Annotated in this window: 18 protein-coding genes and 1 pseudogene; 11 read left to right on the top strand and 8 right to left on the bottom strand. The window is 62.9% G+C overall.

What is annotated here, in order from left to right; translation table 11 throughout:
* Positions 1-245: 245 nt before the first annotated feature.
* Positions 246-1925 carry a 30S ribosomal protein S1 gene (gene rpsA, locus CDPAHKCJ_RS04865; protein ID WP_043331442.1) on the top strand — a complete coding sequence of 560 codons (1680 nt, stop codon included), beginning with the start codon at positions 246-248 and terminating at the stop codon, positions 1923-1925.
* 254 nt (positions 1926-2179) lie between these two features.
* On the opposite strand, the gene CDPAHKCJ_RS04860 is transcribed toward rpsA, so the two are convergent.
* The 5 genes from CDPAHKCJ_RS04860 to CDPAHKCJ_RS04840 form a co-directional block, all read right to left on the bottom strand.
* Positions 2180-2383, bottom strand: coding sequence for a hypothetical protein (locus tag CDPAHKCJ_RS04860; protein ID WP_043331440.1), 204 nt, complete (start codon positions 2381-2383; stop codon positions 2180-2182).
* Between the two features lie 462 nt (positions 2384-2845).
* Positions 2846-3664: an RNA methyltransferase gene (locus CDPAHKCJ_RS04855; protein ID WP_166018881.1), complete on the bottom strand. Its 819-nt coding sequence runs from the start codon at positions 3662-3664 to the stop codon at positions 2846-2848.
* Between the two features lie 307 nt (positions 3665-3971).
* Complete coding sequence (groL, locus tag CDPAHKCJ_RS04850; RefSeq protein WP_166018880.1) at positions 3972-5621, bottom strand: chaperonin GroEL; 1650 nt, start codon at positions 5619-5621, stop codon at positions 3972-3974.
* Between the two features lie 57 nt (positions 5622-5678).
* A complete protein-coding gene (locus CDPAHKCJ_RS04845) occupies positions 5679-5972 on the bottom strand; it encodes a co-chaperone GroES (protein WP_043331438.1) in 294 nt (97 codons plus the stop codon).
* 636 nt (positions 5973-6608) lie between these two features.
* The gene (locus tag CDPAHKCJ_RS04840; RefSeq protein ID WP_166018879.1) at positions 6609-7172 is read right to left on the bottom strand and encodes an FxsA family protein; all 564 of its coding nucleotides are present in this window, start codon (positions 7170-7172) and stop codon (positions 6609-6611) included.
* A gap of 616 nt (positions 7173-7788) precedes the next feature.
* Between CDPAHKCJ_RS04840 and CDPAHKCJ_RS04835 the strand changes: the two genes are divergently transcribed.
* The 6 genes from CDPAHKCJ_RS04835 (at position 7789) to rsd (ending at position 14981) form a co-directional block, all read left to right on the top strand.
* Entirely contained in the window at positions 7789-8550 is a 762-nt protein-coding gene (locus tag CDPAHKCJ_RS04835; protein WP_166018878.1) for an SDR family oxidoreductase, read from the top strand.
* A 141-nt stretch (positions 8551-8691) separates the two neighbouring features.
* Positions 8692-9189: a peptide-methionine (R)-S-oxide reductase MsrB gene (gene msrB / locus CDPAHKCJ_RS04830; RefSeq protein WP_166018877.1), complete on the top strand. Its 498-nt coding sequence runs from the start codon at positions 8692-8694 to the stop codon at positions 9187-9189.
* Positions 9190-9349: 160 nt separating this feature from the next.
* The gene (locus CDPAHKCJ_RS04825; protein WP_166018876.1) at positions 9350-11773 is read left to right on the top strand and encodes a Tex family protein; all 2424 of its coding nucleotides are present in this window, start codon (positions 9350-9352) and stop codon (positions 11771-11773) included.
* A gap of 164 nt (positions 11774-11937) precedes the next feature.
* Positions 11938-13536: a glutamate--cysteine ligase gene (gshA, locus tag CDPAHKCJ_RS04820; protein ID WP_166018875.1), complete on the top strand. Its 1599-nt coding sequence runs from the start codon at positions 11938-11940 to the stop codon at positions 13534-13536.
* A 272-nt stretch (positions 13537-13808) separates the two neighbouring features.
* Positions 13809-14360 carry a disulfide bond formation protein B gene (locus tag CDPAHKCJ_RS04815; protein WP_166018874.1) on the top strand — a complete coding sequence of 184 codons (552 nt, stop codon included), beginning with the start codon at positions 13809-13811 and terminating at the stop codon, positions 14358-14360.
* Between the two features lie 126 nt (positions 14361-14486).
* Positions 14487-14981 (top strand): sigma D regulator, encoded by a 495-nt coding sequence (gene rsd / locus CDPAHKCJ_RS04810; protein WP_166018873.1) that lies wholly within the window; start codon positions 14487-14489, stop codon positions 14979-14981.
* A gap of 110 nt (positions 14982-15091) precedes the next feature.
* Here the strand turns inward: rsd and CDPAHKCJ_RS04805 are convergent, their stop codons facing one another.
* Both CDPAHKCJ_RS04805 and CDPAHKCJ_RS04800 read right to left on the bottom strand, forming a co-directional pair.
* Complete coding sequence (locus CDPAHKCJ_RS04805; RefSeq protein WP_166018872.1) at positions 15092-16483, bottom strand: FAD-dependent oxidoreductase; 1392 nt, start codon at positions 16481-16483, stop codon at positions 15092-15094.
* Between the two features lie 257 nt (positions 16484-16740).
* Positions 16741-17397, bottom strand: a complete 657-nt coding sequence (locus CDPAHKCJ_RS04800) for an HAD family hydrolase (protein ID WP_054555583.1) — start codon at positions 17395-17397, stop codon at positions 16741-16743.
* Between the two features lie 260 nt (positions 17398-17657).
* Here CDPAHKCJ_RS04800 and CDPAHKCJ_RS04795 point away from each other — a divergent pair.
* Positions 17658-18131 (top strand): annotated as a pseudogene (locus tag CDPAHKCJ_RS04795) (RNA pyrophosphohydrolase); the annotation flags it as partial.
* A 311-nt stretch (positions 18132-18442) separates the two neighbouring features.
* Positions 18443-20743 (top strand): phosphoenolpyruvate--protein phosphotransferase, encoded by a 2301-nt coding sequence (gene ptsP, locus CDPAHKCJ_RS04790; protein WP_166018871.1) that lies wholly within the window; start codon positions 18443-18445, stop codon positions 20741-20743.
* Here ptsP and CDPAHKCJ_RS04785 read toward each other — a convergent pair.
* Positions 20736-21698 carry an NRDE family protein gene (locus CDPAHKCJ_RS04785; protein WP_166018870.1) on the bottom strand — a complete coding sequence of 321 codons (963 nt, stop codon included), beginning with the start codon at positions 21696-21698 and terminating at the stop codon, positions 20736-20738. The two genes, ptsP and CDPAHKCJ_RS04785, sit on opposite strands and share 8 nt — an antisense overlap.
* 162 nt (positions 21699-21860) lie before the next feature.
* Here CDPAHKCJ_RS04785 and CDPAHKCJ_RS04780 point away from each other — a divergent pair, with 162 nt between their 5' ends.
* Both CDPAHKCJ_RS04780 and CDPAHKCJ_RS04775 read left to right on the top strand, forming a co-directional pair.
* A complete protein-coding gene (locus CDPAHKCJ_RS04780) occupies positions 21861-24674 on the top strand; it encodes a response regulator (protein WP_166018869.1) in 2814 nt (937 codons plus the stop codon).
* A gap of 73 nt (positions 24675-24747) precedes the next feature.
* Complete coding sequence (locus CDPAHKCJ_RS04775; protein ID WP_043331430.1) at positions 24748-25530, top strand: sulfite exporter TauE/SafE family protein; 783 nt, start codon at positions 24748-24750, stop codon at positions 25528-25530.
* Positions 25531-25554 lie beyond the last annotated feature (24 nt).

The raw sequence follows: 25554 nt of genomic DNA, 5'->3' as shown, positions 1-25554 counted from the left end.
GGCCTCCGGGTCGGGCAGCAGCGGGTTTCGCTCGCTTCGCGAGTGATGATGCAGAACCCAGATGACACCGAGGTGTCATCAACCCCCCGGCAAGGTGTCATGGGGTGCATCGGCGGCAAGCGGAAAGCCGGTGTATCTCGAACCAGCGTCAACGCCCCCGGGGATATGTAGATATGGCCCGTGCTTGCTGGTGGTACGGAGACTGCGGTGCAAGCCGCCCCAAACGTTGATCATGTAGGAATACCATGAGCGAGAGCTTTGCTGATTTATTTGAACAGTCACTCCAGGACATCAACATGGAGCCGGGCGCAATCGTGTCCGCTACCATCGTGGATATCGATGGCGACTGGATCACTGTCAATGCCGGTCTGAAGTCTGAAGGTCAGATTCCGTCTGAACAGTTCCGTGATGAAAGTGGCCAGCTGTCCATCAGCATCGGCGACGAAGTCATGGTTGCACTGGAAGCCGTGGAAGATGGCTTCGGTGAGACCCGCCTGTCCCGCGAGAAGGCCAAGCGTGCCGAAGCGTGGAAAGAGCTGGAAGCCGCCTTCGAGAAAGACGAGATCGTCAAGGGCGTGATCAACGGCAAGGTCAAAGGTGGCTTTACCGTCGACATCAACACCATCCGTGCCTTCCTGCCGGGTTCTCTGGTCGATGTCCGCCCTGTGCGCGACACCGCCCACCTCGAGAACAAGGAACTGGACTTCAAGGTCATCAAGCTCGACGCCAAGCGCAACAACGTTGTCGTGTCTCGTCGTGCCGTCCTCGAAGCCGAGAACAGCGCTGAGCGTGAAGCCCTCCTGGCCACTCTGCAGGAAGGTCAGCAGATTCAGGGTATCGTCAAGAACCTGACCGACTACGGCGCCTTCGTCGACCTCGGCGGCGTTGACGGCCTGCTGCACATCACCGACATGGCATGGAAGCGCATCAAGCATCCGTCCGAGATCGTTGCTGTCGGCGACGAGATCAATGTCAAGGTGCTGAAGTTCGACCGCGAGCGCAACCGTGTGTCTCTGGGTCTCAAGCAGCTGGGCGAAGATCCGTGGGTCAACATCAAGGCTCGCTACCCGGAAGGCGCCAAGATCAACGCACGCGTCACCAACCTCACCGACTACGGCTGCTTCGCCGAGCTGGAAGAGGGCGTCGAAGGTCTGGTCCACGTATCCGAAATGGATTGGACCAACAAGAACATCCACCCGTCCAAGGTCGTCAATGTCGGCGATGACGTGGAAGTGATGATTCTGGACATCGACGAAGAGCGTCGTCGTATCTCCCTGGGTATCAAGCAGTGCACCACCAACCCGTGGGAAGACTTCAGCGGCAAGCACAACAAGGGCGACCGTGTCTCCGGTACCATCAAGTCAATCACTGACTTCGGTATCTTCATCGGTCTGGAAGGCGGCATCGACGGCCTGGTTCACCTCTCCGACATTTCCTGGAACGAAGCTGGCGAAGAAGCCGTGCGTCGTTACAAGAAGGGCGAAGAAGCTGAAGCGGTCATCCTGTCCATCGATCCGGAACGTGAGCGCATCTCTCTGGGCGTCAAGCAGCTCGAGAGCGATCCGGTCTCCGAGTACCTGGCCGTCAACGACAAGGGCGCCATCGTGTCCGGTCGTGTTGTCGACATCGATGCCAAGGAAGTTCAGGTAGAGCTGGCGACTGACGTCATCGCTATCCTGAAGGCTTCTGAAATCAGCGCTGACCGTGTCGAAGACGCACGCAACGTCCTGAGCGTCGGCGATGCTGTCGAAGCCAAGATCGTCGGTGTGGATCGCAAGAGCCGCCTGATCAACCTGTCCGTCAAGTCCAAGGACCAGGTTGAAGCACCGCGTCGCGATGCTGCCAAGCCGCGTACCCAGGAAGTCGAGAGCAACGGCCCGACTACCATCGGTGATCTGATCAAGCAGCAGCTGGGTCAGGAGTGATCCCGAGACACTTCGCCTCCTCGTGAGGTGGGGTGTCCGGATCCACGCTGAGGTGACATGCCTCTGGTTGCCACCTCAGCGTCTCCGAATCGGTATCCTGTCTGAGGTTCTCCCTCATGCGGGGACGAAAAAAACCGCCACCCCTCGGGGTGGCGGTTTTTTCATGCCTGGTCGTTACGGGTGGCTGCTGGTCATTGCTGATCGTTGCTGGCCATTAGCAGTCGCCACCTGCCAACCACCTGATCTGGCATTGTTCAATGCGCCTGCGAGGCTGCGGGCTGACTGACCTTGGCCAGCAGTTGCATCTGGCGTAGCGAGATCGTGCAGTACAGGCTGCGGTAGAGCGTCGGTTCCTGCGTCGGGTCGGTCTTGAGCAGGCGAGCTTCCAGCTGGTGGATGTCGCTGGCCAGCTGTTCCGCGTCCGGGGTCTGAGTCTGTCGTGCGGCTGTCTGAGTCATGTAAAGGCGCTCCGTGAGTCCATGGTCGTGGATGGGATCAGGGTCGGCTCTTCGTGTGGGTGCTCAAGGGGCGTCGCCACGCGGCCTTTCATGTGCTGGCGTGGCGGCGTCTGCCTGCTCTTGCGGCAGTTCTCGACCTGCATGGCAGGTCTCAAGGTCGCATAGGAGCCTTTGCCTGACACTGCAGCCTTCGCACGTGAACTCCTTGCTGGGCTGCAGCTACTGCATGGGTCTGTGCCGTATGTCTGTGCCGGTATCGCTATACCTAAGCTGTGTGACGGGTTCTGCGGTGCCTGACGTCTTGCCTACCAAGCATAGCGGAAGGTCTACAGTGCACCTTGATCCATGTCAGAAGGATGACGTTGCGCTGACAGGCTGTTGCGAAGTGGCAAGAGCCAAGTGGGCAAGAGCCAAGTGGCAACGGCCCGAGTCTCGGTACATGACGGGGCGGCCGTGCACGACTCAGGACGCCTCGTGGTCGCTCTGCTCGCTGTCTGTGCCAGCGTTCGCCGCTGCCGTCTGGCGCTCAAGATTGGAGAGCATGCCACGCAGGATGGAGAGCTCGCGGCGTGTCGGCTCGGCACGCGCGAACAGGGCGCGCAGGCGTTCTTCGGTCTGGGAGTGGGGCTGGTTGAGGAAGCCGGAGCCCTGCAGGGCGCGACCGAGATGCTCATGGAAGTAGCCGAGCTGTTCGCGGGTCGGCAGCTGATCATCCTCACGGCGCGCAACAGGCGCCTCCTGAGGCTTGTCGAGCGTCAGGCGCCATGCACTGCGGCACTCGTGCGCCAGCACCTGGACGGCCTGTGAGACGTTGAGGATACCGTAGTCCGGGTTGGTGGGGATCGATACCTGATGCGTGCAGCAGGCGATCTCCTCGTTGGTCAGTCCGAAGCGCTCGCGGCCGAATACCAGCGCCACCTTGCCATCGCGCGCGATATCCATGGCGTGCGCCGCCATCTCGCGTGGCTCATCGAAGTGGGGCAGCGGAACGCTGCGCAGGCGAGCACTGGCCCCGATGACCAGCTGGCAGTCATTGACGGCGTCTTCCAGGCGTTCGACCACGCGCGCATTTTCCAGCAGCTCCGCGGCACCGCTGGCCATGCGTGTCGCTTCCTCATCGGGGAAGCAGCGCGGATTGACCAGCACCAGGTCCTTGATGCCCATGGTCAGGATGGCGCGAGCGGTGGCGCCGATATTGCCGGGGTGGAAGGTCTGCACCAGCACGACACGCACATTGTCGAGGGCGCTAGTGGTCGGGGAAGCGGCGGGGGTATCAGTCATGAGAAGGTCCTGGGCAAGCGAGGCGCGCGGCCTGAGCGGTTGGCGTCATCGGTCGTGACCGTATGCATTTCAGCATCAATACATCGTCAGCCTCGATGCACTGTCATCACCAAGCGCAATGACTCGGGTCGCGGCAAAAAGTGGCGCCTAGTGTAGCGTGGTGAGCGGGAGGCGTCAGGTGCCGAGAGCCGCGCTGCTCACCGTGCGGAGCTCGCAGCGCTCGCCGGATGACAGGCATGAAAAAACCGCCCCTGCTTGCGCAGGAGCGGTTCGGGTCACGACGGGGGAGTCGTGGGGTGAGGCTGGCTTACATCATGCCGCCCATGCCACCCATGCCACCCATACCACCCATGTCGCCGCCGCCGGCAGCGGCCTTGTCTTCCGGATCTTCAGCGATCATGCATTCGGTGGTGATCATCAGACCGCCGATGGAGGCCGCGGACTGCAGTGCAGAACGGGTTACCTTGGCCGGGTCCAGAACGCCCATCTCGAACATGTCACCGTAGACACCGGTAGAGGCATTGTAACCGTAGTTGCCTTCGCCAGCCTTGACGTTGTTGAGCACGACAGAGGCTTCTTCACCGGCGTTGGTGACGATCTGACGCAGCGGCGCTTCCATGGCACGCAGTGCGATGGCGATACCGTGAGTCTGATCTTCGTTGTCGCCTTTCAGGTCGACCAGCTGACCCAGTACGCGAACCAGGGCAGTACCACCGCCAGGCACGACGCCTTCTTCGACGGCTGCACGAGTGGAGTGCAGGGCGTCTTCGACGCGAGCCTTCTTCTCTTTCATCTCGACTTCGGTGGCAGCACCGACGCGGATGACGGCAACGCCGCCGGCCAGCTTGGCGACACGTTCCTGCAGCTTCTCGCGGTCGTAATCAGAGGAGGTTTCCTCGATCTGAGCGCGGATCTGGGAAACGCGAGCTTCGATATCGCCTTCGTTGCCGGCGCCATCGATGATGGTGGTGTTTTCCTTGGACATGGTCACGCGCTTGGCGGTGCCCAGGTGATCCAGGTTGGCCTGCTCGAGGTTGAGGCCGACTTCTTCGGAAATCACGGTGCCACCGGTCAGGACAGCGATGTCCTGCAGCATGGCCTTGCGACGGTCACCGAAGCCCGGTGCCTTGACGGCAGCGACCTTGACGATACCGCGCATGGTGTTGACGACCAGAGTCGCCAGCGCTTCGCCTTCGATGTCTTCGGCGATGATCGCCAGCGGCTTGCCGGACTTGGCAACGCCTTCCAGCACCGGCAGCAGTTCGCGGATGTTGGAGATCTTCTTGTCGACCAGCAGGATGTACGGGTCTTCGAGTTCGACCGCCATGGTGTCCTGGTTGGTGACGAAGTACGGAGACAGGTAACCGCGATCGAACTGCATGCCTTCGACCACTTCCAGCTCGTCTTCGAAGCCACGACCTTCATCGACGGTGATGACGCCTTCCTTGCCGACCTTCTCCATCGCTTCCGCGATGATCTCGCCGATGCGAGAGTCGCCGTTGGCGGAGATGGTGCCGACCTGGGCGATGGCCTTGGTGTCGGTGCACGGCACGGACAGCTCACGCACGGCCTTGACGGCTTCGATGACGGCCTTGTCGATGCCGCGCTTCAGGTCCATCGGGTTCATGCCCGCGGTCACGCCTTTCAGGCCTTCGTTGACGATGGACTGAGCCAGCACGGTGGCGGTGGTGGTACCGTCGCCAGCCACGTCAGACGTCTTGGAAGCGACTTCCTTGACCATCTGGGCGCCCATGTTCTCGAAGCGGTCCTTCAGCTCGATTTCCTTGGCGACGGAAACGCCGTCCTTGGTGACGGTCGGAGCACCGAAGGATTTTTCCAGTACCACGTTACGGCCTTTCGGGCCGAGGGTAGTCTTGACCGCGTCGGCCAGGACATTGACACCACGCGCCATGCGCTTGCGTGCATCATCGGAGAAACGAACGTCTTTTGCAGCCATGTTTATCTCTACCTTTAATCAGTAAGTCGAAGCGTTGGAACCCGAAAAAGCTGAAACTCAGCCTTCCACCACGGCGAGGATGTCGCTCTCGCTCATGATCAGCACCTCTTCGCCGTCGATTTTCTGCTTCTCGACGCCGTAGCCATCCTTGAAGATCACGGTATCGCCGACTTTCACGTCCAGCGGGCGAACTTCACCGTTTTCGAGGATGCGACCGTTACCGGCGGCGAGAATCTCGCCACGGGTCGGCTTTTCCTGGGCGCTGCCGGGCAGAACGATGCCACCTGCAGTTTTCTGTTCTTCTTCCACGCGACGAACCACGACGCGATCGTGCAAGGGACGAATGTTCATTGCTCACGTTCTCCTGATGGTAAATCCCGCCAGCTCCCGTTCTTTGTCGGTGAGTCTGGCGTTCAATGGGGTTGCCTACCGAGTGTTGGGCCCCGCCGCTGGGGGCGTGGCCGTTATCCATTGCACCGCTTTTATGGTGGCGGGGGGACAGCTTTCAAGTAGGCGATCATAAAAAAATTTCAAATCGGCGCATCTCGTGCGTCGCATGAAAGCTACGCACCCTGAGTGCAGTCTGTCTTCCGCAAGGTTCCACTAGATGAATCAACGGTTTGAGTGTATCCGAGCCGTTCACCGTAGGCATATAGCTGGCAGCCTCCAGACGGTGTCCATTGGTACAAGACGCCAGAGGGTGGTCATCGGTCAGGGGGAGCGTCCTTGCAGGATGCGAGGTTCGGACGGGTAGCTCACGGAGCGCGAATCCGACCAGTGACTGGCATTGGCACAGGGGCAGGACAGGGCAGGTCATTACAGAACAGAAGAGGACAGAAGAGCATGATGGGGCCTGTGAGGCGAGGTATCCCGAATCAAGAAGGCCCGGCACTGGCTTCCAGTACCGGGCCCATCGTTCTCATGCAAGACTTTCAAACATGACTCTCAAGCAGGCGATTGCGCGTGGTGCTTGTGCGTGACAAGGCGCTAGAGGCGCGGCTCGTCACGGCTGATGTAATCGCCTTCCAGCGGCTCGCCGGTCTGCTGGCTGTTGCCTTGCTGTCCTGCACGGTTGCCGCTTGCGTGCTGCTGATCGCCATCGCTGCGTGATGCACTGTCAGCACTGGCGTCGGCTTCCCAGTCGCCCGTGCGGGTGCTGCGCGAGCTTCCCGCAGCCGAGAAGCGGCCCTTGAAGAAGCGTGCGATCGCGCCGTTGCCGCTCAGGCCGCGCGTCAACAGTCCCCGTGAGGCGGGGAGCAGGCACAGCAGGCCTAAGGCGTCAGACAGAAAGCCCGGCGCCATCAACAGGGCGCCGCCGAAGATGAGCGCCGCGCCTTCCATCAGCTCGCCGGAAGGCATCTCGCCACGTTGCAGGCGCTCCTGGGCGCGCAACAGTGTCGCGCGACCTTCACGGCGAATCAGATGCAGGCCGACGGCGCCGGTGATCAGCACCAGCGCCAGGGTCGGCAGCAGGCCGATCTGGCTGCCGAGGCTGAACAGCACCACGAAATCCAATAACCCGAACAGGGTAATCACTAACAGTATGGGCATCGTCTCTCCCGAAGCAGGTAGATAGCAGGTTGCGCCAATGCGTCAAGGGTAAACCAGCCGCCGGATGGGGAACAGTCGAATCGGGCTCATGAACGGGCCCTGAACTGTTGATGAACCGCTGATGAGCCACTGATGAGCCACTGATGGTCGGCGGCGTGCATGGCTGGCGCTGTAGGAGTAGCGGTGCCATGCTGTATGTTGCAGTGCACAATAGAAGGGCTGGACAGAGAGAGCCGGACAGGGCGAGTTGGGCAGCGAGAGCTGAGCAGGGATAGCCGGACAGGCCGAGCCCATGACGGCCGCAGGGGGCGGGCCGAGGCTCACTCATCAGCATTCCCTGCTTTCGTGCACGCTGTTGACGCCGTCAGTGCGTTGCGTTGGCGGATCTCGCCTGCGTTGAGGCAGGACACGCCGCGATCTGTTGCACTGCATCATGAAAACTCACCGCGAGCTGGCAGCAGGCGTCATCCCGAGGCATTCTCTGTCACGATGACGCTCAACACTGAAGGACGCGGTGCGGGTCACTCGACACATAGATCGTGACGCCCGTACGGCATGCGGGCCTCGCATCCGGCAGACGTTCCTCACTGCCGGCAGACAACCTGGGAGACGGGACATGAAGCTTGACGACAAGGTCATCGCGATTACGGGCGGCGCTCGTGGGCTGGGGTTGGCCATGGCGCGCTATCTGGGCGATAAGGGAGCGGTATTGGCGCTGCTGGACATCGAGCAGGACGGCCTGGATGACGCCGTCGCGAGTCTGGAGGCTGCCGGCATCAAGGCGCAGGGCTTCGTGACCAATGTCGCGGAAGAGGACTCCGTCACCGCGGCCTTCTCGGCCATCAAGGGCGCATTGGGGCCGGTGAGCGGTCTGGTCAACAATGCTGGCATCACCCGCGATGGGCTGCTGATCAAGGCGCGTGATGGCGTGGTGGAGAAGACCATGTCGCTGTCCAGCTGGCAGCAGGTCATCGATGTCAATCTGACCGGTGTCTTCCTGTGCACGCGTGAAGCGGCCAGCCAGATGATCGAGGCCGGCCAGCCGGGGGTGATCGTCAATATCTCCAGCATCTCGCGCGCCGGCAACATGGGGCAGAGCAACTACACCGCTGCCAAGTCCGGTGTCGCGGCGCTGAGCGTGACCTGGGCCAAGGAGCTGGCACGCTACAAGATTCGCGTCGGTGCCGTGGCGCCGGGCTTCATCGCCACCGAGATGACCGCCGGCATGAAGCCCGAGATGCTCGACAAGATCAAGAGTGGCATCCCGATGCGCGACCTGGGCCGCCCGGAAGATATCGCCAGCAGCGTGGCCTTCATCTTCGACAATGACTACTTCACCGGGCGAGTGATCGAGTGTGATGGTGGTCTGCGCATCTGACCCGATGGCTGGCGTCAGCCGATGAGACCCAAGCCCCCGCGATGGCAGCATCGTGGGGGCTTTCTCATGGCGCATGCATCCAACGCTGGCTGCTGCGCGTAGAAGTCAGTGTTGCCGTTCATTGCTACAAGGAGATATGTCATGCAACGTCGCCAATTCATGGGGCTGGTGCTGGGAGGCGGAGCGATGCTGGCGCTGCCCAGGCTGTCTGCCGCGCGCCCGGAGCTGGAACTCGAGCGTGGTTCGGACATCACGCCGCTGACCCTCGAGGAAGACGAATGGCGCGCACGCCTGAGTCCGGAGCAGTATCGCGTACTGCGCGAGGAGGGCACCGAACGTTCTGGCTCCAGCGAGCTCAACAAGGAGCATCGCGAGGGTGAGTATCGCTGTGCCGGCTGTGATCTGGCGTTGTTCTCTTCTGCCACCAAGTTTGAATCCGGCACCGGCTGGCCCAGCTTCTTCGATCATATCGAAGGACGCCTTCTGACCAAGACCGACTACGGACTTGTCTGGCCGCGCACCGAATATCACTGTGCGCGCTGTGGCGGGCACCAGGGGCATGTCTTCGAGGATGGCCCCAAGCCCACCGGCCTGCGCTGGTGCAACAACGGCGTCGCACTGCGCTTCGTGCCCGCGTGAAGCGCTTTGGATGCATCTCGGCTGGCGCAGTGAGCGGCTAAAGCAATCTTGCCGCTTTGTGGTAACGTGACGGCATCGTGATACAGACGGCCCGGTCGATTCCACGACCGGGCCGTCTGTATATTGCCGCATGAATTCTGCTGTAAGGGACTGACGTTTCATGGACGCTACTGCAACCGACGCTACCACCTCCCGTCCTGCACCGACGCTGTCGCCCGCTGCCACCACTCGCCGCATTCAGCAGGCGTTGGCCGGTGAGCTTGGGGTGCGCGAAGAACAGATCACCGCCACCGTCGAGCTGCTGGATGGCGGCGCGACCGTGCCCTTCATCTCGCGCTACCGCAAGGAAGCCACTGGCGGACTCGATGACACCCAGATGCGACAGCTGGAAGAGCGCCTGCGCTATCTGCGTGAGCTGGAGGAGCGGCGTCAGGTAGTGCTTGAGTCGATCGCCGAGCAGAACAAGCTGAGCGCCACGCTTGAGCGGGATGTGTTGGCCGCCGACAGCAAGCAGCGTCTGGAAGATCTCTATCTGCCGTATCGCAAGAAGCGCCGTACCAAGGCCCAGATCGCGCGTGAAGCGGGGCTTGAGCCTCTGGCCGATGCGCTGCTCGCGGACCCGACGCTGGAGCCGGAGGCTCAGGCGGCCGGCTTCGTCGCTGCCGACAAGGACGTGGCCGATACCAAGGCGGCGCTGGATGGCGCCAAGCAGATTCTGATGGAGCGCTTCGCGGAGGACGCCGCGCTGGTCGGTCGCCTGCGTCAACGTCTGTGGGACGACGGCATCCTGAGTTCGCGCGTCATGAAGGGCAAGGAGCAGGAGGGCGCCAAGTTCTCCGATTACTTCGAGCATGATGAGCCGCTGCACAAGGCACCCTCGCACCGTGCACTGGCCATGCTGCGGGGTCGTAACGAAGGCGTGCTGAGCCTCGCGCTCAAGCTGGAAGGCGAAGACGACCTGCCGCGTCACCCGATGGAAGGCGCCATCGCGGCGCATTTCTCGCTCGAGGATCAGGGGCGTGCCGCGGACCGCTGGTTGAAGGAAGTGGTGCGCTGGACCTGGCGGGTCAAGCTCTATACCCATCTGGAAAGCGAGCTGATCGGCCGCCTGCGCGAGCGTGCCGAGCAGGAGGCCATCCAGGTCTTCGCCGACAACCTGAAGGACCTGCTGCTGGCAGCGCCGGCAGGACCCAAGGCCACGCTGGGCCTGGACCCGGGCTTGCGTACTGGCGTCAAGGTCGCGGTAGTGGATGCCACCGGCAAGTATGTCGATCAGGCCACCATCTATCCGCATGCGCCACACAATCGCTGGGACGCCTCGGTGGCCGAGCTGGTCAAGCTGGTCGAGCGGCATGATGTCGAGTTGATCGCCATTGGCAACGGTACTGCCTCGCGTGAGACCGACAAGCTGGCCGCCGACGTGCTGACGCGCCTGTCCGGCCGTCGCCTGCAGAAGGTGATGGTCAACGAGGCTGGCGCTTCCATCTACTCGGCTTCGGAGTATGCGGCCCGCGAATTCCCGGACCTGGACGTGACCATCCGCGGCGCGGTCTCCATCGCGCGTCGTCTGCAGGACCCGCTGGGCGAGCTGGTCAAGATCGAGCCCAAGTCCATCGGCGTCGGCCAGTACCAGCACGATGTCAGCCAGGTGCAGCTGGGACGCAGTCTGGAAGCCGTCGTCGAGGATTGCGTGAACGGTGTCGGTGTCGACCTCAACATGGCCTCCAGTGCGCTGCTGTCACGTGTGGCTGGCCTGAATGCTACGCTTGCCGAGAATATCGTCGCGCATCGTGATGCCAATGGCCGTTTCGCTTCACGTCAGGAATTGCTGAAAGTCAGCCGCCTGGGCCCGCGCACCTTCGAGCAGTGTGCCGGCTTTTTGCGCATCGCCTCCGGCAAGAATCCGCTGGATGCCAGTGCCGTCCACCCGGAGGCCTATCCGCTGGTCGAGCGCATCGCCAAGGCGCACGGGCGTGATCTGCCGAGTCTGCTGGGTGACAGCGCCTTCCTGCGCACCGTGAAGCCGACGGAATTCACCGATGAGCACTTCGGGCTGCCGACGGTGACCGACATCCTGCGCGAGCTGGACAAGCCCGGGCGTGACCCGCGCCCCGAATTCCGCTTCGCGGAGTTCAAGGAAGGCGTCGAGACCCTCAAGGATCTCGAGCCGGGCATGAAGCTTGAGGGCGTCGTCACCAACGTGACTCACTTCGGAGCCTTCGTGGATATCGGCGTGCATCAGGACGGCCTGGTACATATCTCTGCCCTGTCGCAAAAATATGTTGCCGACCCGCGAGAGGTGGTCAAGGCGGGCGACATCGTCAGCGTCAAGGTGATGGAAGTCGACATCCCGCGTGCGCGTATCGCGCTGAGCATGCGCATGAGCGATACTCCCGCTGAGAAAGGCGCGGCAGGCGAGGCACGACGCGGCGCAGAGGGCGGTCGCGGTGGGCGCTCGCAAGGCGGCGGTGGCCGTCAGGAGCGTGGCGGTCGCGGCGGCAATTCTGGTGCAAGCGGCGGCGCGGCACCGGCCAACAATGCGATGGCGGCAGCACTGCTCAATGCGCGCAAGTCGAAATCATAAGCCTTGAAAGCATTTTTTACGCGCCCATAATGTGGGCATACTGACCTGACGCGAACGGTACCTGCCGTTCGCGTCTTGCATGGCATCCGGTGCAGCACGCGGGCCATGGTCATCCAATTCGACCGGAGAGGCTGGGCTTCTCCCCATGCGAAAGGGTTCATACCTTGTCCGAGCAACTCGCGTCCGCCATTGCGCGACTCACGCCCCAGGCCCGTCAGGGTCTCTTCGGGCGCCTGCGCCGTGGTATCGAGAAGGAAGGCCTGCGGGTTACCGCTGGCGGTGACATCAGCCAGACGCCGCATCCGCGTTCTCTGGGGTCGAAGCTGACCCACCCGTACATCACCACGGACTATTCCGAGTCTCTGCTCGAGTACATCACCCCGGTGTCCACTCGTCCCAAGGAGTCGCTGGAGTTTCTGGCTGACCTGCATCGTTTCAGCTATCGCAACATGGGCGATGAGCTGATCTGGCCGGCCAGCATGCCACCGCGCCTGCACGGCAACGACAGCGTGCCGATCGCCGACTACGGTACCTCCAACAGCGGCACCATGAAGCATGTCTACCGCAAGGGGCTGGATGTCCGTTACGGACGCATCATGCAGTCGATTGCCGGTATCCATTACAACTTCTCGCTGCCGGATGATTTCTGGAGCCTGCTGCAGGGGCTGGAAGGGGCAGAGGCGGAAGATGCGCGTGACTTCCGCTCACGTCGCTATTTCGAGCTGATCCGCAACTTCCGTCGCCACAGCTGGGTCCTGCTCTATCTGTTCGGCGCCTCGCCGGGCATCGATGAGAGCTTCCTTGATGGCGGCAATGATGATCGCCTCAAGCGTCAGGCGGACCGCAGCCTGGTCTCGGCCTATGCCACCAGCCTGCGCATGTCGGACCTGGGCTATCAGAACAAGGTCCAGGCACAGCTCAAGATCTGCTTCAACTCGCTGGACAACTTCGTCGGGACGCTGCGTCACGCCATCGTTACGCCGTGGAAGGACTACGAGAAGCTGGGTGTCAAGCAGGCCGATGGCAGCTGGTCGCAGCTCTCCAGCAACATCCTGCAGATCGAGAACGAGTACTACTCTGACATCCGTCCCAAGCGTGTCACCCGGCAGAACGAGACGCCCAGTCAGGCACTGGAAGGGCGTGGTGTCGAATACATCGAAGTGCGCTGTCTGGACCTCAACCCCTTCCTGCCGGTCGGGATCGACGAGACGCAGATCCGCTTCCTCGATACCTTCCTGATCTGGTGTCTGCTGACCGAGAGTCCGTGGATCGACGACGAGGAATGCGCCACGCTCGACAACAGCAAGCGTCGCGTGGTCGAGGCAGGGCGTGATCCGGAACTGACCCTGAGCGTCAATGGTGAAGAGCGTCGCCTGCGTGATCTGGCGGCCAATATCATGGATGAGCTGGGGGAGGTCGCGGGCCTGCTCGACAGTGGCGACAAGACAGGCAACGCGCACCGTGATGCGCTGGCGGCGCTCGCGCCGCGCTTCGACGATGCGCAGACCACACCGTCGGGCCGTCTGCTGACCAGCATGCTGGACAACGGCAGCAACTTCGTCGACGAAGTGCTGGCGCTGGCCAAGGGCCAGGCCGAGCAGTTCAAGTCAGAGCCGACGGAGCGTGCGCGCGGCTATCTGCTTGATCAGCTGGTCGAGACCTCGCTGCAGCAGCAGGGCGATATCGAGAAGGGCGATCATCAGGATTTCGACACCTTCATGGCCGAGTACTTCGCGTCCGCCCATGGCACGCAACCGGCGTGATCTCGTGACGCAACGCCAATTCATGTTCAGGTCATCACGACACGGCATGATAGGCGTCAGTCGCTGATAGTGACGGATTCGGCTATCGCTTCATCATCGGCGCCTCAGGCTTGAGGCGCCGATGATGTATGTGGCCTGTGCCGCCTGATTGAGCGCGGTTGCGGGGCACGACGTGGTGCATGCCTCAATGCAGTCGCAGGGCCTTGAAGGCCTTGCGGCTGCGTCATTTCTCACCCATGACTCCACTGGAGTTTTACCGGCAAGGACGGCAAATGACACAAGCGGACAAACAATCGGGGCAGCAGCCGGTAGCGCGCAAGAGCGGACTGGCGAGCTGGAGCGGGCGTCAATGGTGTCTGTTGGGAGCGCTGGGGTGCGCCTTTCTGCTGGGCGTGGCCTTCGTGCTGCAGTTCGCCTTCGATCTGGCGCCGTGTTCGCTGTGCATCTTCCAGCGCGTGGCGGTGGCCGTGGCAGGCGTCTTCTTCCTGCTGGGGGCCTTGCATGGCCCCGGGCGCGTCGGCACACGCATCTACGCGCTGGGCGCACTGGCCGGCAGCATCGGTGCGGTCGTGCTGGCGGGGCGTCATATCTGGCTGCAGTCTCTGCCGCCGGATCAGGTGCCGGCCTGTGGCCCGGGCCTCAACTACATGCTGGAAGTGCTGCCGGTATGGGACGTGATCACCCAGGTGCTCAACGCCTCCGGTGAGTGCGCCCAGATCAGCGCGCAGTGGCTGGGTCTCTCGATCCCGCAGTGGTCGCTGATCGGCTTCTGTGGGCTGGCGCTGGTACCGCTGGCGATGCTGTGGAGCAGCTTCCGCCGTTGAGGCAATATATCCTGCCACCATGGTGGGGGGTTGGCAGCGTGCACGGCATGGAGGATAGTGGGTTGGCAGCGGGGCGAGCACCGGATGTCAGCCCCTATCGTTCGGGTCATGCCAGAGGAGGCGCCCATGCTGGAGGAATGCACCACTGCGGCGGAACGCTTTCGTGGCGTTCATCAGTTGGTTGATCGCTGGCTGGATCAGCGACGCGAGATGCTGGTCTGCTTCATGGATCTGCACGAGGCTTGCGTCAGTGACCTCGAGCAGCTCGAGATGACGCGCGTCAATCGCTTCATCGAGCTTCTGATGGACTACATCTCGGCGGGGCATTTCGAGGTCTATCCCCAGCTCAAGGAAGAAGGCCGTGTCTTCGAGGACACCGCGGCACTGGCGGTCTGTGAGCAGCTGATGCAGCGTCTGGAGCCCTCCACCGAGCTGGTGCTGTCCTTCGATGAGGATTTCTCCAGCCCTACCCGCTGCCAGCACTATCGCGCACGACTGCCGGAATGGCTGGCTCGTCTGCAGCAGGGACTGACCGAGCGTTTCGCGCTGGAGGATCAGCTGATCCAGCGTCTGCATGCGGTACATGAGCCTATTGCCCGGTCGGGCCAATCGGTGTCCTGAGGCCGAATTCCGCCAATCGCCCATCAAGTCAGTCGCCCATCAAAAAGCCCCGCCAGCAATCGCTGGCGGGGCTTTTTGATGCTCATCCCGATGTGTGTCTCGAAAGAGGCTTACATCAGTGAGGAGGCTTCCGGACGCTCGATCTCGGTCAGTTCGATCTCGCCGGTCAGCAGGTCACGCTCGAAGGCGTCCTTGTCGATGTTGAAGCCAAGGAATTCCTGAGCGAGATACATGTCCTTCTCGGCATTGCCCAGACAGCTGGTGCCACCCGGTGACGGCGTCATGTTGAAGACGATGCCGGTACCCGGATTGATCTTGGCTTCGCCCATCACGAGCTTCTGCTTGCTCTTGTCGATCAACTGCGGACGAACGCCACCGAAGCCCTTGGCGAAGCTGACGTCCTTGACGTCCAGGCTCGGCACGATCTTCTTGATGTCTCCGTGGAACAGACGCTCACGCAGCACCGGCACCTCGAACATGAAGTTCTTGAAGATGTAGTTGCGGATATCGCGCACCTTCATCAGGTCCCACAGGGCCTTGACGACGTTGCGGTCCATGCGCAGCACCTTGAGGAACTCCCAGAAGGTCTTGCCGTTGTAGCGCTCCAGTAGCGGCAGCATCAAGGCGGTCGGACCGAAGCGGGTCTTGCCTTCCACCAGCACGTCCGGGTCGCCGTGGACGGCGGCGAACGGCAGGTTCTCGTTCTGGATGGTGTAGACCTTGCCGTTGAGCACCTTCGGAGTGAAGTAGAAGGAGCCGGCCATCGGCAGGCAGGACTTGTCCAGGCCGTAACCCATCTTGTGGGCGAACAGCAGGGAGTGTCCGCCGGCGCTGACCACGACATAGCGTGCGCTGAGCTCGCCCTTGTCGGTCTTGACCTTGTAGACGTCACCTTCCTTGCGGATGTCTTCCACGGCGGTCGATAGGCGAACGTCGAAGTTCATGCCTTTCTCGGCCGCTGCCTTCTCGCCCTCGCTGACGAAGGCCTCCGACAGGGTGGTGTAGTTGACGGCGGTGTATTCATCGGTGGAACCCAGCGCGACGATTTCCTCGTCAGGACGACGACCTTCCACCACCTTCGGCTCCAGCTCGGCGATATCATCACGCTCGAGCAGCTTCAGGTTGGGGAACAGTTGCTTGAAGGTGTCGAAACGCTTGCGCAGGAACTGGCATTCCTTGGCACCGACCGCCAGCACCATCTTCGGATACTTGTAGACGATGTAATCGCGCTCACTCTCGCTGAGCTTGGTGGCGAAATTGACCACCATGCCCGCGGTGCGCTTGGTCACACGCGCCTTCTCGACCGTGTAGTTGGTCTCGATGTCGCCGCAGTGAATGGTCTGGGAGTTGTTGCGACCGTGCGAGTTGACGATCGCGACGTGGTCGTACTTTTCCACCAGGCCGACCGACTTGAGGTCGGTGTAGCGGGCGAGTTCATAGAGAAGGGCGGTGCCGGACACGCCGCCACCCACAATCAGGACATCGTATGTCGTTGAGGACATGGCTGCTCACGCTCAAGGTTGGTGAGGGACATCCCCCGGACCCGACCGGGATTCCGGAGGCCGTCCTGCCGTGACGGGGCAAAGTTGCCGCACCAGGCTCGACGGTTCGATGGACACACATTATAGACACATCTTGTGCGAAATGATTCAGCAAATAAGGTCGACTTTATGGTGAATGCTTGTAGCCACATGAAAACCTTATAGCTGAGGCTGCTCGACCTTATGGATCGATAAAAACCATGCAAATCATGGTGTTATCAGTCGCGCAGCGAAATGATTCGCCAATCACGCGCATCAGCGGCAGCGCGCAGTTGCTCATCCGGGTCCACTGCGATGGCAGTATCGACACGCTCCAGCAGCGGCAGGTCATTGATGGAGTCGCTGTAGAAGGTGCTGCCGTCCAGGGTGTGGTCACGCTCGGCCAACCATGCCTCGAGGCGGGTCACCTTGCCGGCCTGGAAGCTGGGGACGCCGCTGACGCGTCCGGTGTAGCGGCCGTTGACGATCTCGGGCTCGATGGCGATCAGCTCATCGACGCCGAGGCGGTCCGCGATGGGAGCGGTAATGAAGCGATTGGTGGCGGTGATGATCAGCAGGGTGTCGCCGCGTGCCCGGTGACGTGCCAGCAGCTCTTCCGCTCGCGGCAGGATGATGGGCTCGATCTTGGCGGCCATGAACTGCTGGTGCCAGGCTGCCAGCTGCTCCGGACTGTTCTCGGACAGCGGCTTGAGTGAGAAGGCCAGGTATTCGTGAATGTCCAGCTCGCCACTCTGGTAGAGCTGGTAGTAGCGCTCGTTGGCTTCACGGTAGACGTTGGCGTCGACAGCGCCCTGTTCGACCAGAAATTCGCCCCAGGCGTGATCACTGTCCCCGGCGATCAGGGTATTGTCGAGATCAAAGATGGCCAGACTCACGGAAAACTCCTTGCTCTGCCCAGCCACACTCGGCTGGACGACAGACACGGACAACAGAGCACGATAGGGTGCCGGCCCAGTGTTTGCGCGGGTGTACGGTGGCCGACGAGCAGTCTCGCACGACCGTGTTGCACTGCAATAGCGTGAAGGCAGCGATTATTGCAGAGGTGCTCGGGCTTTCACACCGCCAAACCGCGTATTGAAGCGCTTTCAGCCTTTGTGGAAGAATGGTTTCAATTAACGAATCAAAGGTGACATCCGTGATCGACGCTGACGGCTTTCGCCCCAACGTTGGCATCATCATTGCCAACTGTGAGGGCCAGCTGCTCTGGGCGCGCCGGGTAGGACAGAATGCGTGGCAGTTTCCGCAAGGGGGCATCAAGCCAAACGAGACACCGCAACAGGCGCTGTTTCGTGAACTCGAAGAAGAGATCGGCCTGAAAGCTGAGGACGTCGAGATACTGGCCTGCACCCGTGGATGGCTGCGCTACCGGTTACCCAGACGCATGGTAAGAACGCACTCCCGACCGATCTGCATCGGTCAGAAGCAGAAGTGGTTCCTGTTGCAGATTCGCTGTCAGGACAACCGTGTGAGTGTGGATACCACGCCCAATCCTGAATTCGATGGCTGGCGTTGGGTAAGCTACTGGTATCCACTGGGGCAGGTCGTGGCCTTCAAGCGCGAGGTATATCGACGCGCCCTGCGCGAGTTGGCTCCGCGTCTGCAGCGTCTGGTGGACACCGAGCGGCTCAAGGCGCTCGCCGAGGGGCCCTCGCTGCATGAAGCGCGGGGCGCTTGCGGTACGCCTGGCGCCAGTGGCTCACCGGTCGGCACAGCCAATGCGGCGGCGGCCAAGGGGCTCGATGGCACAGGTGCCACTGACCCCGAGGCCGGTGACGCCAGTGCCGAGGGGCAAGGGCGTCATTCGTCCGGCAGATGGCGTTGATGGGCGCGGGTGGCTGAACGTGGGTCACGCCGCCCTGGCTGTGCAATCACCTTCTCGACGTCTTCGATGCGCGAGATACACCATGCTTGAGGTACTCCATGCTTGAGGTGCTACGTCGTATCGTTCAGGAGGTCAATGGCGCACGTTCTCTGGACGCGGCACTGGCGACCATGGTGTTGCGCATACGCAAGGCTATGAAGACGGACGTCTGCTCCGTCTATCTGCTGGCACCGGAAAGCGATCGCTTCGTGCTCAAGGACACCATTGGTCTGCGCTCGTCGTCGGTGGGGCAGGTCAGTCTGGCACGTGGCGAGGGTCTGGTCGGGATGGTGGCGCTCAGAGAAGAGCCGCTCAACCTCGAGGATGCGCCCGCACACCCCCAATTCCGCTATTTCGAGGAGACCGGAGAGGAACGTTTCTCCAGCTTCCTCGGTGTCCCCATCATTCATCAGCGTCGCGTGCTCGGGGTGCTGGTCATCCAGCAGCACGAGAAGCGCCGTTTCGATGAAGGTGAGGAAGCCTTCCTTGTCACCCTTGGCGCTCAGCTGGCGGGAGTGCTGGCTCACGCGCTGGCCACGGGGGCGCTGGGCAAGCTGGCCGGCACCAGCGGCCAGGCGACCTTCTCCGGCGTGGCCGGCTCGCCCGGTATCGCCATCGGCAAGGCCTTCGTGCTGTCCCCACCCGCCGACCTGGACGCCGTCCCCGACCTGATTCCCACTGATATCGAATTCGAGATCGCACGCCTCAAGGAGGCGATCAACGCCGTGCGCGAAGAGATTCGCGTCGCGGCGGAGCGCCTCGCCAGTCGTATCTCCACCCAGGAACATGCGCTGTTCGAGGTCTATCAGCAGATGCTGGGCGACGCGGCGCTGGGGCAGGAAGTCGAGAAGCGCATCCGTGAAGGACAGTGGGCGCCGGCGGCGCTGGCCGATATCGTGCGCCGCCATGTGCAGTACCTCGAGCGTGTCGATGACGACTATCTGCGCGAAAGAGCCGCCGATATACGGGATCTTGGACGCCGAGTGTTGTCACACCTTCAGGAAGAGGGTGACAGCGGTCCGATCGAATATCCGGAGAACACCATTCTCATCGGCCACGAGATCAGCCCCGCCACGCTGGGGGAGGTTCCGCGTGAACGCCTCAAGGGGCTGGTCGCGGTCAGTGGCTCGAGTACCTCGCATGTCGCCATCCTCGCGCGTGCGATGGGGATTCCCACCGTGCTGGGCATGGTGGATCTTCCGTTGTCGCGACTGGGCGGTGCACCGGTCATTCTCGATGGTCACCGTGGTCGACTGGTGGTGCGTCCCGAGCTTGAGCTCGGCGCCTACTATTCACGGTTGATCGAGGAGGAGCAGGCGTTGAGTGCGCTGCTGGAGCAGGAGCAGGATCTGCCGAGCGTGACCCCGGATGGTCATGTTCTGCCGCTGATGGTGAATACCGGCCTGGCGCTGGATTCCGTCGCGTCGCTCAAGTCGCGGGTCGGCGGGGTCGGGCTCTACCGCACCGAAGTGCCGTTCATGATGAGTGACCGCTTCCCCAGCGAACAGGAGCAGGCGCGTCTGTATCGTGAGCAGCTGCTGGGCTTTGCGCCGCTGCCGGTCACCATGCGCACGCTGGATATCGGCGGCGACAAGGATCTGCCTTATTTCCCGATCAACGAGGCCAATCCCTTCCTGGGTTGGCGGGGCATCCGGGTGACGCTCGATCATCCCGAGGTATTGATGGTGCAGCTGCGGGCCATGCTGCGTGCCGCGGAAGGGCTGGACAATCTGCGTATCATGCTGCCGATGATCTCGGGAATCGAGGAAGTCGATGCGGCGCTGGCGCTGGTCAATCGGGCGCTGGTCGAGCTGGCCGAAGAGGGCATCAACGTCTCGCGACCGAGTGTCGGCGTGATGATCGAAGTGCCGGCGGCGCTCTACCAGCTGGAAGCGCTCGCCACCCGAGTCGATTTCTTCTCGGTGGGCTCCAATGATCTCACCCAATATCTGCTGGCGGTGGATCGCAACAACCCGCGCGTGGCGAGTCTCTACGATGCCTGCCATCCGGCGGTGTTGCGCGCCCTGGCGCGTCTGTCGGAAGAGTCGCGCGCGCTCAAGATGCCGGTGAGCGTCTGCGGTGAGCTGGCGGGCGACCCCGCCGGGGCCTTGCTGCTGCTGGGCATGGGCTTTGACAGCCTGTCGATGAATGCCCCGAGCCTGCCGCGCGTGCGTGCGGCCATTCGGCGGGTGTCACTGAGTGCGGCGCAGGGACTGGTGGACGAGGTACTGTGCCAGCCCACCGCCGATGAGGTTCATGCCCTGTTGCTCCATCGCCTGCAGGCGTGGGATCTGGACCACCTGCTGCCACCGCGCGACAACGCGCCCGTGGCACAGAAGGCCGGCGAGACGACTAGCTGAGTCGCCAGCTGCCGATATCTCCTTCCTCGCCGCTCTCCGTGGCGATCGAGCGTGTCCTGGCCCTGCGGCTGGCGATGGTGTGACCTTCAGGGCTGAAGCGGCGTTCCAGCAGGGTCAGGATCTGCACCACATCGGAGGCATCAGCCGTGTCCCTGGCCGAGTGGCGTTGCCAGCGCACCAGGGTCGAGGCCCGCGTGCCATATTCGGTACTGACGATGAACGGGCTGGACAACAGGACTTCGCGTTCAAGGGCAAGACCGGTGGCCGGCAGCTGATTAACCGCGGGCTGCCAGTCATCCTTGAGCAGGCCAAGTAGCGCATCGTCGCTCAATGGCCGAACGGTTGTTTCGCCAGCACGGGCTGACGGGTCGAGGAGGGCTGCCAAGCGTTCGCTCAGGCGTCGTTGCTTGGGCCAGTCGACATCGGGGTGGCCGTTGCTCAGGCTGTGGATGCCCGCGTCGAGTCGGCTCACCTCGGCCCCTTGCGGGCCATGATGCAGACGCCACAACGCCTTGCCATCGCAGACCAGCAGGTTGCACCAGTCCACGGCTTCAAGCGTCAGCGCAGACAGCTTCTGTGCATCCGCTCCCTCCAGTGCCGCGGGCACGCTCTCTCCCGCGACCAGTGCGCGCAACCAGTCTTCAAGGCGCCAGCGTGAGCATCGGCCCAGTGCCTGACGTGCCGCTGCCGCGACCAGCTGGCCACGGCTGATGCTGGCCGTCGGGGCAGGGCGGTCCAGCTGGCGCACGTTGGTCAGCGTGGCGAGGCTGCCGGCGGGGTGCATGACCAGCCAGCCGCCGCCGGCCACCAGGTCGCGTCCGCCGCACAGGACACCATCCGGCCATACGCAGAGCCCGGCGGTGGCGCGTGCGTGAAATTCATCTCGATTGCCGATCAGTAGCAGGCATTCGCCCCGCGCCGAGTCCGGTTGCCAGTCAAATGCCATCAGGCACATGTCGCCACTCCATCAGGGGGTCGGGAGAAAATAGCGCCTCTGTCACGCTGGCACTGCATGACGCCTGACGGCGGCTTGCGTATGCTGCTGCTTTGTCTCGACAGCTTGCGCTGGTCAGCGGTCGGGCTTGCCGACGCCTCACCTACAGGATGCTTTCAGATCATGTTCTCGCGCCGTGCTTCCTCTGTCGAGCCACCGCCTGCTGTGGCAGTGGCATCGAATGCCCAGAATCCCGCCAGTGGCCTGGAGAAGGTCTGGGCGCGCATGATTCGGCTGACGGCTGGTCCGCTGCTGCTGGCGGAGCTGGCGGTGGCGTTGAGCTTTCTGGTCGGGGCCGCCGTGGTCTGGGACAGCACGCAACATGCCGCCGTCGATACCGCGCTGGGGGAGCTTCGGCAGGAGCATTCACTGGCCACGGCGCTGGTCAGCGAGCGTCTGGAGACCCAGCAGCGTCGCCTGCAGATTCTGGCGCGCTATGCACGGCGCCATCTGGACTTCGGGGCCAACACGAGCAGCGCCTATGACGATGGCCTGGACCAGTTCTCGCTCACCGAGCAGGGTCAGTTGTTCAGACCGGTATCGCGTGGGGGAGCCGCACTCTACGGCGAATTCACAGGACCGTTGAGCGATGAGGATCGCGACGCCGGGCGACGACTGATGCATATGCAGTGGCTGCTGTCGGACCTCTACTCGTCGGACCCCCTGATCTCACGCCTGTTCGTGAGCCTCGATAACAGCATGGTCATGCTCTATCCCTGGTTCAACGTGCTGGACGCCTTTGCGCCGGGCAGCGACTTCATGCCCTATACCGGCGTACTGCCGGACACTGTGCGTCAGCTTGCCGAGAACACCGACAATGGTGCGGCGCGCGTGGTCTGGCTGCCGCAGCACCCGGGGCCTGCCGGCCTGCCACAGATCACGGCGCTGGCGGAGGTCTCTCTCGGCAATGGCCAGAAGGCGCGTGTCGGGCTCGATCTCGCGCTGCCGCAGATGGAGGCACGCTTGCTGCTGCCGGGCCATGCCCCCTCGGATGCCTTCTGGCTGGTCGATGACCACCTGAACGTATGGGCGGCCAGCAGCAATGTCGGCGACGGCCATTCTCAGGAGCTGCCCGCGGATATCGCCCGCGAGATGGATACCAGCCTGCGCGGCGCCACGCTGGATGATCCGCACGGGACTCAGGTGGTGGTGTGGGACAGCTTGCCGGTCACGGGTTGGCGCCTGGTGTCCAGCACGCGACTCGAGGTACCCGGTCAGGTGCCGCTGCTGACCCTGCTGCTGGGCAGTGGTGGCGCGCTGCTGCTGGTGTTTGCCGTCGTCATGCTCATCTTGCAATGGCGGCTCAGGCGCATGGACCAGCGCCTGGGGCAGCCCCTGGAGTGGTTGGCGCGCCAGAGCGAGCGTATCGAGAACGGTGAGGTGATGGAGGAGTATCCGCCGGTGGGGCGGCAGGCCTATCCGGCGGATGACATCCTGCGTCGCCATCGTGGGGCCGTGGCCTTGCTGCGTCGGGGCCGCGGCCATGAGCTGGATGCCTTGCCGCTGCCGGCCTTCGTGATGCGCCATGGGCTGTTGGCGATGGCCAACCCGGCCTTCGAGAAGCTGTTCGGGCTGGTATTGCATGAGGCGCTGGGGCGGTCGGTGGGCAGCTTGCTGATGCTGGAGCCCAACCCCAGCGTGCCCAGCAGTCGTGAACTCCGGGTACATGATGCTGAGGGCCGTATGCGGCGGATGCGGCTGGAGCTGTGTCGCTTCAACAATGACCCGGCGCAGGTGCTCGGCGTGATGATCGATGAGTCAGAGCACGATCAGGCCAGCCAGCAGTTGCTGGTCGCGCGTGACCGTGCCCGCGAAGAGGCGCGTCTGAAGAGTGATTATCTGGACATGCTGCACGCTGAACTGACGCCGCCGCTGCAAGGTCTGGTGCGCAAGCTTGGCCAGCTCAGACGCGAGCGTCATATCGAGGATGCCGAGCTCAGCCTGTTGCAGGGGCGTCTCGACAGCGTGGCGCAACTGCTGGACGCCCTGACCGAGCGCGAGGAAGTGGTGCGGACGCCGCTGGAAGAGAATGACTTCTCACCGACCGAGACGCTCGGGGCACTGCTCGAGGATATGCAGCAGCGCCATCATGATGTCGGCTGCCCCTTCGAGTGGCAGCTGGGGCCGATGCCGGAGGCATTGCGCGGTGATGTGCGACGCCTTGCGCAGCTGTTCGAGCATCTGGCGGAAGGCTGCGTGCGTCACGAGAGCGCCAGTCATCAATCCTTGCTGCTTGAACAGCAGCAAACCTGTGACCTGCCGGCCTGTCGCGATGCAGCGTTCTCTGCCGAGGGCTCAGACGATGAGGGCGCTGGCTGTTGTTGCCTGCGGCTCGAACTGCGTGGGCATGTCGGTCTCGATATCAGCCATCAATCGCCCTCGAGTCTTGTCATGGCGCGGCGCTTGATCGACGAGCTGGGCGGCAGCTATCGCCAGATCAACGTGGACGACGAGCAGGCGCTGGAAATCCTGCTGCCGATGACATGGCCGGGCAAGTCCTCTGAAACCCGTATCCTGGTAGTGGATGACGGGCCGGTGAACGCGATGCTGGCGCGCACGGTGCTCGGGCGGCAGGGGTTGTTGGTCGATACCGCCAGCAGCGGTGAAGAGGCGCTGGCCGCACGTGAACAGCATTTCTACGCACTGGTGTTCATGGATATCTTCATGCCCGGCATGGATGGCGTCAGTGTCAGCCAGCGCTGGCGCGAGCAGGAAGCCGCCGCCGGCAGCGGGCGGCGCAGTGTCATCATCGCGCTGACCGCCAATGCCAGTGAAGCCGATCGCGAGCGCTTCTTCGCCGCCGGGCTGGATGATTATCTGGGCAAGCCCTACCGTCCCCAGGCGCTGATCGACAAGGTCAGCATGTGGCTGCCTGACGTGACACTGACGCCACGCGCGTCCGGCAACAGCGAAGGTTCGCTATCAACAGACGGCTGACGGTCATGGCGCTGAGAGGCCCGGGCCACTCTCGGCAGACAGTCACCGCAATGCAGCATGAGAGGAGTCGGGTATGTGGTGGTGGTATCCCCTGTTGGGCGCAGTCGCCGGCATGATTGCGGGGTTGTTCGGGATAGGCGGCGGTCTGGTCATCGTGCCGGTGCTGGCCGCGGCCTTCGTGCTGCAAGGCGTCGCGCCGGAGGTGTTGATGCATCTGGCGATCGGCACCTCGCTGGCCACCATCGTGGTGACCTCGCTGTCGTCGGCGCGGGCGCATCATGAGCGCGGTGCGGTGCGCCTCGACTGGCTCAAGCGTCTGTTGCCCGGGCTGGTGGTCGGCACCGGGCTCGGCGTGGTGCTGGCCAGTGAGCTGAGCGGCGAGACGCTCAAGCTGGCGTTCGGCGTCTTCGTGCTGCTGGTGGCGGCAAAGCTCGGGCTGGACCTCAAGGTGGGCCAGATGGCCCAGGCCCCCGGGCGGGTCGGTCAGTTCGTGGGCGGCAGTACCGTCGGCGTGATTTCCTCGCTGTTCGGCATCGGTGGCGGCACGGTGATGGTGCCGATGCTCTCCAGCTGGCAGGCTCGCATGACTGAAGCGGTGGGGACTGCGGCCGCGGCAGGCTTTCCCATCGCGCTGACCGCCGCACTGACCAACATCGTGGTCGGCTGGCATGCCCCCAATCTACCGGAGCACGCCATCGGCTATGTCCACTGGGTAGCGTGGCTGGGCATCGTGCTGGTGTCGGTGCCCTTCGCGCGCCTCGGGGCGCGGCTGGCGCATGCCTTGCCGGCCCTGCTGCTCAAGCGCCTGTTCGCGCTGATTCTGGTCATCGTCGGACTGCGGTTTCTGCTGGCGTGAGCGGGAATACGCTGCCTCAGGCAG

Source organism: Cobetia sp. MB87 (assembly GCF_011319755.1).
Taxonomy (GTDB): Bacteria; Pseudomonadota; Gammaproteobacteria; order Pseudomonadales; family Halomonadaceae; genus Cobetia.
Note: the sequence above shows the minus strand (reverse complement) of the source record. Positions and strands in the feature narration are given on the sequence as shown.